Here is a 10,008-nt window from a genome sequence, read left to right on the forward strand (position 1 = left end):
TGCGGTGCTGGTAGACGGTGGTCTCGAACTCCACGAAGCCCGGGTAGGACGCGGCGTCCATCAGCGGCAGGATCTGCGTGGCCCAGTAGCCGCCGATGCCGGCCCGGCGGTCGGCCCAGAAGAAGCAGTTGGCCAGGCCCGCCCACATCAGCGAACCGGCGCTGCGGCCGGTGGGCGCGCGCTCCCGGTTGGTCATGAAGCTGTAGGCCCAGCCCTTGTCGGTGCCGGGCAGGAACTCGCCGGTGTTGGCCAGCGAGGGGATCGACGTGGTCCACCCACCCGCCGACAGGCCCAGGGCCTTCAGCCCGTCCTGCGCCAGCGCGTCCACCGTCTCCGGCCTCAGCACGCGGCCGAAGGGGCCGCTGCCGTCGTTGAGCAGCATGCGGATGAACTTCATGTACTCGCCCACCGTCGCGTACAGGCCCTGGCCGCCCATGTCCATCGGCGGCGGGTCGGGCAGCTTCAGGTCGGGCAGCGGCGTGAGCGTGCCATCGTCGGCACGCGCATGGATGACGGCGCGCCGCGGCTGCATGTCATCCGACATCCCGAAGCCGATCTCCTCCATGCCCAGCGGGTCGAACAGCCGCTCGCGCATCACGTGGCCCAGCCGGTCGCCGCGCAGCTTTTCCACGATGCGGCCCAGCCAGTCGATGTTGACGCCGTAGGTCCAGGCCTCGCCGGGGTCGTGCAGCAGCACCGTGCGGATCGAGTCGAAGCTGCACGACACCACGGTGGGAATGCCGCGCGCGGCGCGGAACTTCAGGTCGTCGGCGCTGAAGAACTCGTAGCACAGGCCCGAGGTGTGCAGCATCAGGTCGCGCACCGTGATCCGGCGCCTGGGCGCGCGCAGCCGCGGCTGCCCGGCCGCATCGAAGCCGTCGAGCACCTGCAGTTCGTCGATCTCCGGCGCGTAGCGGCCGGCCTCGTCGTCGAGGCCGAGCCGCCCCTCCTCCACCAGCTGCATCACCAGCGTGGCGGTCAGCGGCTTGGTGGTGGAGAAGATGGCGAACACGCTGTCGGTCGACATCGGCGCGTCCTGGCCCAGCTGCAGCACGCCGGCCGCGCCGCGGTAGACGTCGGCCTTGCGGTCGGTGGCCATGGCCACCACGCCGGGCACGCCGCCTGGTTGCAGCACGCTGCGATCCAGCAGCGCGTCGAGCGCGCTGCCCAGCCTGTCCTTGTTCATGGCGGGTCTCCCTGGCGCTCAGCGCATGGCGAAGCCGGGGTAGCCCATGGCCGCCTGCTCGTCGCACTGCCGGTGGTAGTTGCCCACGCCGCCGGCATAGGACAGCAGCCGCCGCGGCTTGCCCTCGACGTTGGAGCCCATGTACCAGGAGTCGGTCTTCACCAGCAGCGTGCGGTTGGCCACCTCGTCGTGGTGCCGCACCCAGGACTCCTCGAACTCGCGGGTCGGCTCGACCACCTTCTTGCCGGTGGCGCGCGCATAGGCAATGCAATCGGTGACCCACTCCACCTGCGCCTGCAGGCAGGTGGGCATGTTGCACAGCGCCGCGGTGGGCGCCAGCGGCGAGGCGGTGCTGAACAGATTGGGGTAGCCGTGGATCTGCATGCCCATGGCGGTGCGGATCTCCTTGCTCCACTCCTGCTTCAGCGAGCGACCGCCGCGGCCGCGGATGTCCATGCGCGTCAGCGCGCCGGAGCCGGCGTCGAAGCCCACCGCGAGGATGATCACGTCGACCTCGTGCACCTTGCCATCGGAGGTCTGGATGCCCTCGGGCACGATGCGCTCGATCGGCGTGGCCCGGCAGTTCACGCCCTCCACGTTGTCGCGCAGGTAGACCTCCAGGTAGCCGCTCTCCAGCGGCACGCGGTGCGTGCCGAAGCCGTAGTCGGTGGGGATCAGCAGCTCGCACAGCGCGGGGTCGTTGCCCAGCCGCTCGCGCATCTTGCGGCGCACGAACTCCGACACCTCGAAGCTCACCGACTCGTCGAAGAACATCTCCGGGAAGGAGGCGAGCCACATCGACAGCGAGCCGTCCTCCCACAGGCCCTGCAGCACGGCCTCGCGCTCGGCCGGCGTCTTGTCGGCCCAGGGCCCGGCGTCGAAGTCGTAGTCGAAGCCGGCGAAGGTGCCGCGCACGCGCGCCTTCAGCTCATGGAAGCGCGCGGCGAAGTCGGCCCACTCCTTCTCGCCGTACTTCGGGTTGCGCATCGGGATCATGTACTGCGGCGTGCGCACGAACACCTTCAGTTCGGCCACCTCGGGCGCGATGGACTGGATGACCTGGATGCCGGTGGCGCCCACACCCACCACCGCCACGCGCTTGCCCTTCAGGTCCACACCCTCCTTGGGCCACAGCGCTGTGTGGTGGATCTGCCCCTTGAAGCTGGACTGCCCGTGGAAGCGGTTGGTCAGCGGCGCCGACAGCATGCCCATGCAGCACACCAGGTACTGCGTGTCGATGGTCTCGCCCTGCTGCGTGACGAGGCTCCAGCGGCCGGTGGTGTCGTCGTAGTGGGCGGAGTCGATGCGTGCGCCGAAGCGGATGTCCTTGCGCAGGTCCAGCCGGTCGGCCACCCAGTTCAGCCAGCTCTCGGTTTCCGGCTGCGCCGGGAAGCGCTCGGTCGGCTTCCAGGCCTTGTACAGGTCCTCCGAGAACCAGTACTGGTAGATCTCGGCCTGCGAGTCGAAGCGGGCGCCGGGGTAGCGGTTCCAGTACCAGGTGCCGCCGACGCCGGAACCGGTTTCGTAGGCGCGCACATTCAGGCCGAGCTCGCGCAGCTTGTGCAACTGGTACAGGCCCGCCACACCGGCGCCGATGACGACGGCATCGAGTCGCGTGACGGGGGCGTTGGGGTTCGAATAGGCAGCCATGGGGTCTCCGGGGGTTCGCGATTTGCCGGGGCAGATCGCAATTCACGGACCACGGCCGGCCCACGGATTCCTGAGGGTTCACCCTCGATCGACGGCGCGATCAGGGCCTGCAGGCCGGCTCGGCGCCGCCGCCGCGCGCCCACCCTCGGACAGCGTGTCCGACAAATAGGACAGGCACGACGGCGGCCAGGGAAACGACCCGTCAGCGGTACTTCGCCGCGGTGATGAACTGGCCGAAGGCCTCGCACCACACGATGACCGTGTTGAACCGGGACGGATCCACGCCCTGCGGCACCGGCACCAGGAAGTTCTCGAACGTCTTGACGTCGCCGACCCGCAGCATCTGCGGCTTGAGACGCTGGAAGTCGGCTTCGGTCTCCACGAACTCCGGCGACAGATAGAGCTTGTAGTCGGGCCCCGGCGCCAACCTGCCCAGCAGGCTGATGCTCCGGGGGCCGACGAACACCATGCCCTCGCCCCAGTGCAGCGCGTCGCTGTCCTTCAGCTCACGACGGAACTGCGCCGTCCACTGCGCAGGCCCCATCAGCGCTTCGATGTCCTTCGGCGCCAGCGCGCTGGGCGCCACCAGGATGGGCAGCGCGTAGATGCCCAGCGCGAACCCGATGGCCAGCGCCAGGAGATGGGAGACCAGGAGCACGGTGCGTTTCATGGCGGTTCAGTCGCAGCGAGGGGGCCGGGGCTTACAGCCTGAGGCCCCGCGCGCGACGGCCGCTACTTCGCCGGGTTCACCCTCTCGAACACCAGCGTGCCCTGCCCTTCGGTGCCGACCCAGGTCATGCGCTGCCCCGCAACGCTGACGTTGTAGCTCTGCCCGACGGCGAAGTTCGTGGCCGAGGTGGTGAACTTCTGGCCTTCGAGCTTCCACTGCGTCTTGGCGTAGAGCTTCTCCTGCATGCGCTTGTACTTGTCGTCGCAGTGGCTGCCGCTGGCGTCGAGCCGGTAGCGGCCGTCGGCGTGGATCTCGTAGACCACCTGCGCCGCGCACGGCCGCTGCTGCAGCAGCGCGGCGTGCGAGTCCATCGACCGGCCGTCGAGCACGACGGTGTGCGACAGCTTCTTCCACGGGCCCACCACGGCGGACGGGGTGAGCGGCGGGTTGGCGGCGGCGGGCGCGGCGACGAACACCAACGCCAACGTAACCAGCAAACTGCTGAGCAGGGACTGCATGCGTGGACTCCCGGGAATGTGCCGTCAGGGCTGCATGGGACCGCGCCGACGACCCGGCCGCCATCCCCAACTCGTCGCGAATGCCGAGCCGCTCAGCCTGCGGGCGGCGGCAGGTGCTCGCCGAGCAGGGCTTCCGCCCACTTCAGCAGTGAGGGATGGGCCACGCTGCGCGAGGGATCGTCGTGCCAGTAGAGCCGCAGGCAGCCCGCCTGCGGGCCCACCGTCTCCAGCACCACGAAGTCACCGGCATCGTTGGTGAGAACCGGCAGCCACGACGCGCTCCACGGCGCCATGACATCGGAGCGGGGATCGGAAAAGTAGGCCAGTTCGCTCCGGATCTCGCCAGCCGACAGCAGGCGGCGATTGTTCTTCGTGCTGAGAGGCGCGTTCCAGGACTGGCCGTCGTGCCAGGCGAGCAGTGCCTGAAGGTCGGCCGGAAGCCTGGCGCCCTCTGGCAGCAGGGCGGCCAGCGCGGCCAGGTCTTCTGCGCGCGCCGGCGGCCGCAGGGTGGCGCACACCTGCGGCGGGAGAGCGGTGTCGAGCCGGGCGAGCACGGCCGCAAATGCCGCGGTGTCTTCGGTGCTGGGGGCAGGCATGGCGATGGACTCCAGCCGACGACGGCTAGAAGGTGACCGGGTGGTACTTCCGGTTGGCGCCTTCCAGGCCCAGGGAGAGGCCATGGTCGGGCCGCTCGCCCAGGTCTTGCAGCTGCACGGCCACGCGGTCGTTCGAGAGCACCTGCCGGCCGAGGTAGACGTGCCGCGCCTGCATGTCCGGCACCTCGACCGACAGCACCGCGGTCTGCCACCGGATGAAGGCACCGGCGAGCTTGTAGTCGCCGTTGAACCGCAGGCCGAACGCGTGCGTGCCGGGCTTGACCCGCACCCACACCGGACACCCCGCCTGGGCACAGGCGGTGGGCTTGCCGTCCACATGCGTGATCTCCAGCGCGCCGTTCCTGGCCGCGTTCTCGGTGATCACCGAGAACACGCTGGTTTCGCTGGGCGCGAGACCGGGCTCGTGCGCAACGTAGGGCGCCTGATGAAAGGCGCAGCCGGCCAGCAGGGCGGCGGCAACCGGTGCAGAAAGCGTCTTGGCGAGTTGCAGCATGGTGTCGGCACGAAGAAGGGGAAGCAGCGGACCGGGATGATTGCAGAGCTGCCGCGCGCAGCGGCGGCTACCGGGCGGCGAAGGCAGCGCGCAACCGTTCGTTCAGCGCGTCGTCGTCGATCTCGGCCAGGGCCACCAGGTGCCCCTGGCTCGCCCAGTTGAGCAGCGCGTCGAGCAGGGGCACCGCAGCAGGCTCGTCCGGCGTGTGGGCCATGGCCTCCTCGAGGGTCTTGCCGGTCTTCACGCGGTCGTCCTGGACGAAGAAGAAGCGGGCACGCGCCGTCGGCGCGTGTGGCAGGAGAACGCCGCCACGGGCCAGCAGGTACTGGCCGCGGACCGAGCGCATGTAGAAGGCGAAGGCGGGGCTGGTGGCCAGGAAGTACCGGCCCTGGGCGTCCTGCCCATGGGCGGTGTACTTGCCGGGCAGCACGCCGAGTTCGGTGTTCCTGGCGCTGCGGGTCCAGACCAGGCGTTCGGCGAGGTCCACCGCTCCGGCCTCCGGGGACGGCTGCAGATCCTTGGGGTTCACGCCGGCGAACTCGCCAGGCGGAGCGGCCTGCGCGCCGGCGGTGAGGGCGAACAGCAGTACGGCGAGGAAACTGGGCTTGCGCATCGGTCACTCCTTCGACGGGTCGGAGTGTCGGAGAAACCGGGACAGGCCCCGGCGCCGCTCGCGCCGAGCGCTCGGCATCATGCCCCCACCTCCACCTTCTGAGACACGGCGACGCTCACCGAGGCAAGCGTGTCGGTGAGCTCCAGCTGCAGCGTCCAGGTCCCCGCGGAGCGGCCCAGCAGATCGCTCATGCTGAGGACCGGCTCGAGGATGCCAACGCTGTTGGCGCGATTGAACGGCATGCTTCCCAGAAATAGTCCTGCCGCATCGGGGGATGGGTACGGCCGTCGGGCCCGACAGCGGAAAGGCTCGCGACGAGCCTGCGCTTGCGTGCATCGTCGCGCAGCGCACCGGCGACCAGCACCGAGAGCGCGATCTCGTCATCGGCCCGGTAGCTCTGGACGAGGCCGTCGACCAGCCGTGGCGCTTCGGACACCACCGGCAGCAGGTTCCACCAGTCCCGCCAGAGCGGCATGGGCATGGCGACCAGCCAGACGCGAAGCGGACCGTTGGCTCCGTAGGCCTCCGAGCCGATCCGTGGCGTGGCGTCAGGCTCCAGCCACTGCGCAGGCGAGCGGAGCTGCGCATGTGCCGACATCGCCACCGAGGTGACAGCAAGGAAGGTGCGGCGCTTCATGACGACGCCGAAGGTTCGAACTCGACTGTGAAGCGCGTTCTTGTCCGGCTCATGGCGCTCTCCTGTCCACAGCGTGTCTCGACGCGTCCCGGAAATCGGGGGAGAGCCGAGCTAGTCGGCTCGCCCCACAACCTCCCCGGTGTGCACGTCGATGACCTGCGGATACCACCGTTGACGTTCAACGAACTGCGGCTGAATCGCGTAGCGCCTGCCTGCCACGGCGCTGAACGTGACAGGGGGTTCCGCGTTCGAGGTGACTGTGTGATGCGGCCCCGCGTCGTTGAGTCGCGCGGTGATGGTGCGTTGCCCAGGCAAGACCTTGATGGTTGCGAAGTTTCCGCCGCTGTAGGGAACGGGTTTGCCATCGACCGACACGAGGTACATGCGATCACCGACCAGCGTGGCCAGTTCACCGTCCGGGCGCGGCGCACCGTCGTACATGGCTGTGGTGCACGCGGCCACGATGACCGTGAGCAAGGCGAGCATGACCCGGCGAGCAGGACGCTTGAGGGAATGAGCGGTGGGCTGCATAGGCGGGACCGGGGGCCTGACGCACGACATTCTGGCAGGCCGCATCGACAAGAAGGACACCCACGACGGCGCGCCAGCGACAGAAAGCACCCGTTCAACTGCTTCAGTCCGATAGAGTTGAATCAGGTTCGAGAAGCCGGGGTCGGTGCCCACCGAACCGGCAGCATGGCGACCGACTTGGACACTCGAGGAGACAACGATGAAGACGACGGGTCTCGCGCTGGCATTGGCCCTGGCATGCGCAAGCGCTTATGGCGCCGGCGACCTGACACGACAGGAACCCACCCGGGTGACGATGGTGCTTGGGAACGCGAAGGGTGAGCATCGCTTCAGCCCGGACTCGCTGACGCTGGAGACCGGAAAGCTTTACGTGCTGCGCCTGGAGAACCCGAGTGCCAACGAGTACTACTTTGGCTCGCAGGGACTGGCGGATGCCGTGTACTCGCGCAAGGTGGTGGTACTCGGGCCAGATGCGAAGGCGGTGGCGGAGGTGTATGGGCCGGTTCGGCGAGTCGAGCTGAAGCCTGGCAGCGTCGTGGAGTGGTGGTTCCTTCCGGTGAGGACAGGACGCTTCGAAGACGTGATGTCGACGCGGACGCACACGGAAGCTGGGATGCGAGCCACCATCGACGTGAAATGAAGCCTGGCGACCGAGGCCGCCGCGCGCGGTCCGACAGATCGACGCGCTGCGCTTGAGCGTGATGAAACAGCAGGCCGGACCACGAAACCCTCGTGATTCGAGCTGGCTGGCGAGGTGCCCTCTGCATCTGACGAATGTGAGGCGGGTGGTGAACCCAGCGCCGGCAGCCGCCCGTCGCTCCGAACCACCGAAACCTTACGCAGCCTCGAAGAAATATGGTGGTAATGATTTCGGTGCGGCCACGACAGAACCCTGTGGCCGCGGTGGGCGCTGCCACACGACACGAACCCACTCACCAAGGAACATTCATCATGAACAAGCTGACCACTCTGGCCTTCGTTGCGTTGTCATTCATGGGCACCGCCCAGGCGATGACCACGATGGACCACGCCGGCATGGGCACCGCCCTCTCGCGTGCCGATGTCGTTGCCGAGTACCTGCGCGCTCGCGCCGCCGGCGAACTGGACCACGAAGGGTTTCCTGCCGCAACCGCTGCCAAGCACACGGCTTCGACGCTGACGCGCGCCGAAGTGACGGCCGAGTACCTGCGCGCGCGCGCCGCCGGCGAGATCAGCATCGGATTCGAACGCGCGCTCCCCGTGAAGGCGCCGGTCTCGACGAAGACCCGCGCCGAGGTGCAGATGGAGTACGAGCGTGCGCGCAAGGCCGGCGAACTCGACACGAGCTTCGGTCGCGGCTGATCGGTGCATTGCGCTCTGCTTTCGAAGCCACATCGGCAGGCGGCATGGCCGGTCGGCCGAGACGATCTACGGGCTCCACAGCCGAACTGATCCATCGCCGAGCGCCGTGGACCAAGGGGGCCGTGGAGCTGGCCTCGCTGCAATGGGGTGCTTGGTTCAACGACCGACGATGAACGGGTGGATGCACGGCGACTCGGCGACATCCTTGATCAACACGCCGGGCTGGTCGCTCATCTGAACTGCCTCGAGCTTGATGGCCACGCCGTATCGATTGATCTGCTGTGGCCCGGGCATTCCCATCGATCACTCCTTCATTAGGTCGGAGTGTCAACGAAACCGATACAAGCTCCAGGTCCGCCCGAGCGAGGGGTTAGGCACCCGCGCAGCGAATGACTACTTAGGTGTCTTTCTTGCAGACTTGTGCGTCGGCTTCTTTGGAGGCTTTAGCGCTGCCTGCATAAGCCCGACGAGTTTCTTCAGGTCAGTCATTTGAGCCTGAATGTAGCCTGCGTCCGGTACTTCGATGCCATGGACAAGTAGATTGCGGAAGCGCCGTAGGCGCTCGGCTGATTGGACGAGATCGGGTGGGAATTCCGAAATTTCCGACAAAACTCTCGGAGACGGCATGCCAATGCTCTTGTAGCCCTTTGTCGCCGCGACCGACCGCAGCATGCGCTCGTAGTCAATCCACAACGCCATGAACTGCCCAATCGCCTCGCTTTGCGAGGCCCTGGGTGCATCACTCGACGCGACGGACAGAGCGGGAACATCGAGTGCGCGCACATTCTCGTACACAGCATATCGAGACGTGTCTTCGGCAAGTACCTGGTCGATCACTTGCTCTGCCAGTGGCCGCTTCTCAAAGTCTCCGTGCAGCGCATCAACGTATCGTGCTAAATCTTCAGGCTTGTTCAGACCAAGATCTTGAAGAAATTGAAAGAGCAGGTCCACTCTGCCAATAGCCGAATCGTGTATGTCTAGGCCCGCGAGCTTGGCGCGTGACATCTCAAGCAACGACGACGCCAAGTCGTAGTGGTTGGTGTACTCGCGATCGTGAACGGAGACTCGCGCTTCACCGGCGCGCTGCAGTCTCTCTAGCGCAATCTCACCAGCAAGCACAAGCCCGTTCAGTTCATCAAGAATCGCGTACTCGTCCTCCGAGAGTGTTCCCTGAAGCGGCTTGTAGACGAGATCGTGCTCTACCTCGGACCACGCGTGCATGAGCACTGATGCAACCTGAATCTCAACGCGAGCTTCGGCATACCTCTTTTGCGACTCGTTGAGCAGTGACTCCGGCAGGCGGACTCGGTAGTGAGTGGCCCAGTAGCCAGAGAAGCGCTTCTCGTAAGTCGGCTTCGACGCTGTCGGGAATTCCTTTGGATCGGCGACGGGCACAAACAGTGTGCGGATGATTCGACCGACTTCGCTTCGCTCAGCTGGGAAGTAGAGAGCGACCCGGACTCCAGCCAGGTCAACGATGTCTTCGTAGATGTCTTCGACAGAGGCAAAGGGATGCGACTTCGCACGCTGCCTTACCTTAGTCTCAAGCCGAATCGGGTTCTTTGCGCGCGAAGTCACGATGGCGCGCACGCCAGCCGACTGTAAGTAGGAGTCAAGTACCTGCGCGGCCATACGGCAGGCTTGCTCGTAGAAATCGTACTCTTTCCGATACCGGGAGATGAACTGACCTATGAGGTCCAAGGCCTTGCTCCTGCGAGTGATGTCGGACTTGCGTGTTTCGGGTGCCTAAGG

13 protein-coding genes are annotated in these 10,008 nt (G+C 66.6%); 2 read left to right on the forward strand and 11 right to left on the reverse strand.

All coding sequences use genetic code 11. From position 1 onward, the window contains the following. The 9 genes from Y694_RS16750 to Y694_RS16790 form a co-directional block, all read right to left on the reverse strand. Nucleotides 1–1,186 (reverse strand): serine hydrolase (locus Y694_RS16750; RefSeq protein WP_036234566.1); only part of this gene is annotated, 1,186 nt, incomplete at its 3' end. A gap of 18 nt (nt 1,187–1,204) precedes the next feature. Then, nucleotides 1,205–2,836, reverse strand: a complete 1,632-nt coding sequence (locus tag Y694_RS16755) for an NAD(P)/FAD-dependent oxidoreductase (protein ID WP_036234578.1) — start codon at nt 2,834–2,836, stop codon at nt 1,205–1,207. Between the two features lie 202 nt (nt 2,837–3,038). Then, a complete protein-coding gene (locus Y694_RS16760; RefSeq protein WP_011827992.1) occupies nt 3,039–3,506 on the reverse strand; it encodes a DM13 domain-containing protein in 468 nt (155 codons plus the stop codon). A 62-nt stretch (nt 3,507–3,568) separates the two neighbouring features. Beyond that, the gene (locus Y694_RS16765; RefSeq protein ID WP_011827991.1) at nt 3,569–4,024 is read right to left on the reverse strand and encodes a hypothetical protein; all 456 of its coding nucleotides are present in this window, start codon (nt 4,022–4,024) and stop codon (nt 3,569–3,571) included. Nucleotides 4,025–4,116: 92 nt separating this feature from the next. Next, nucleotides 4,117–4,620, reverse strand: a complete 504-nt coding sequence (locus tag Y694_RS16770) for an SMI1/KNR4 family protein (protein WP_036234581.1) — start codon at nt 4,618–4,620, stop codon at nt 4,117–4,119. A gap of 25 nt (nt 4,621–4,645) precedes the next feature. After that, on the reverse strand, nt 4,646–5,134 hold the full coding sequence (locus tag Y694_RS16775) for a hypothetical protein (RefSeq protein WP_011827989.1): 489 nt from the start codon (nt 5,132–5,134) through the stop codon (nt 4,646–4,648). A gap of 67 nt (nt 5,135–5,201) precedes the next feature. Further along, nucleotides 5,202–5,747 carry a hypothetical protein gene (locus Y694_RS16780; RefSeq protein WP_036234584.1) on the reverse strand — a complete coding sequence of 182 codons (546 nt, stop codon included), beginning with the start codon at nt 5,745–5,747 and terminating at the stop codon, nt 5,202–5,204. Between the two features lie 187 nt (nt 5,748–5,934). Further along, a complete protein-coding gene (locus tag Y694_RS16785; RefSeq protein WP_036234586.1) occupies nt 5,935–6,384 on the reverse strand; it encodes a hypothetical protein in 450 nt (149 codons plus the stop codon). A 111-nt stretch (nt 6,385–6,495) separates the two neighbouring features. Then, nucleotides 6,496–6,870: a hypothetical protein gene (locus Y694_RS16790; RefSeq protein ID WP_036234590.1), complete on the reverse strand. Its 375-nt coding sequence runs from the start codon at nt 6,868–6,870 to the stop codon at nt 6,496–6,498. Nucleotides 6,871–7,114: 244 nt separating this feature from the next. On the opposite strand from Y694_RS16790, the gene Y694_RS16795 reads away from it, so the two are divergent. Then, nucleotides 7,115–7,555, forward strand: coding sequence for a hypothetical protein (locus Y694_RS16795; protein ID WP_011827985.1), 441 nt, complete (start codon nt 7,115–7,117; stop codon nt 7,553–7,555). 311 nt (nt 7,556–7,866) lie between these two features. Continuing rightward, nucleotides 7,867–8,256 carry a hypothetical protein gene (locus Y694_RS16800; protein WP_051495850.1) on the forward strand — a complete coding sequence of 130 codons (390 nt, stop codon included), beginning with the start codon at nt 7,867–7,869 and terminating at the stop codon, nt 8,254–8,256. Nucleotides 8,257–8,412: 156 nt separating this feature from the next. On the opposite strand, the gene Y694_RS24430 is transcribed toward Y694_RS16800, so the two are convergent. Both Y694_RS24430 and Y694_RS16805 read right to left on the reverse strand, forming a co-directional pair. Beyond that, nucleotides 8,413–8,556, reverse strand: a complete 144-nt coding sequence (locus tag Y694_RS24430) for a hypothetical protein (protein ID WP_155935849.1) — start codon at nt 8,554–8,556, stop codon at nt 8,413–8,415. 93 nt (nt 8,557–8,649) lie between these two features. Continuing rightward, the gene (locus Y694_RS16805) at nt 8,650–9,957 is read right to left on the reverse strand and encodes a GTP pyrophosphokinase family protein (RefSeq protein ID WP_036234592.1); all 1,308 of its coding nucleotides are present in this window, start codon (nt 9,955–9,957) and stop codon (nt 8,650–8,652) included. Between the last annotated feature and the right edge of the window lie 51 nt (nt 9,958–10,008).

The sequence above is a fragment of the Methylibium sp. T29-B genome, from assembly GCF_000576225.1.
GTDB classification, from domain to species: Bacteria; Pseudomonadota; Gammaproteobacteria; order Burkholderiales; family Burkholderiaceae_C; genus Methylibium; species Methylibium petroleiphilum.

Bases quoted from the DNA above. Each gene is read 5' to 3' on its own strand.
- Y694_RS16755 (WP_036234578.1), bottom strand. From the start codon at position 2,836: ATGGCTGCCTATTCGAACCCCAACGCCCCCGTCACGCGACTCGATGCC.
- Y694_RS16760 (WP_011827992.1), bottom strand. From the start codon at position 3,506: ATGAAACGCACCGTGCTCCTGGTCTCCCATCTCCTGGCGCTGGCCATC.
- Y694_RS16765 (WP_011827991.1), bottom strand. From the start codon at position 4,024: ATGCAGTCCCTGCTCAGCAGTTTGCTGGTTACGTTGGCGTTGGTGTTC.
- Y694_RS16770 (WP_036234581.1), bottom strand. From the start codon at position 4,620: ATGCCTGCCCCCAGCACCGAAGACACCGCGGCATTTGCGGCCGTGCTC.
- Y694_RS16775 (WP_011827989.1), bottom strand. From the start codon at position 5,134: ATGCTGCAACTCGCCAAGACGCTTTCTGCACCGGTTGCCGCCGCCCTG.
- Y694_RS16780 (WP_036234584.1), bottom strand. From the start codon at position 5,747: ATGCGCAAGCCCAGTTTCCTCGCCGTACTGCTGTTCGCCCTCACCGCC.
- Y694_RS16785 (WP_036234586.1), bottom strand. From the start codon at position 6,384: ATGAAGCGCCGCACCTTCCTTGCTGTCACCTCGGTGGCGATGTCGGCA.
- Y694_RS16790 (WP_036234590.1), bottom strand. From the start codon at position 6,870: ATGCTCGCCTTGCTCACGGTCATCGTGGCCGCGTGCACCACAGCCATG.
- Y694_RS16795 (WP_011827985.1), top strand. From the start codon at position 7,115: ATGAAGACGACGGGTCTCGCGCTGGCATTGGCCCTGGCATGCGCAAGC.
- Y694_RS16800 (WP_051495850.1), top strand. From the start codon at position 7,867: ATGAACAAGCTGACCACTCTGGCCTTCGTTGCGTTGTCATTCATGGGC.
- Y694_RS24430 (WP_155935849.1), bottom strand. From the start codon at position 8,556: ATGGGAATGCCCGGGCCACAGCAGATCAATCGATACGGCGTGGCCATC.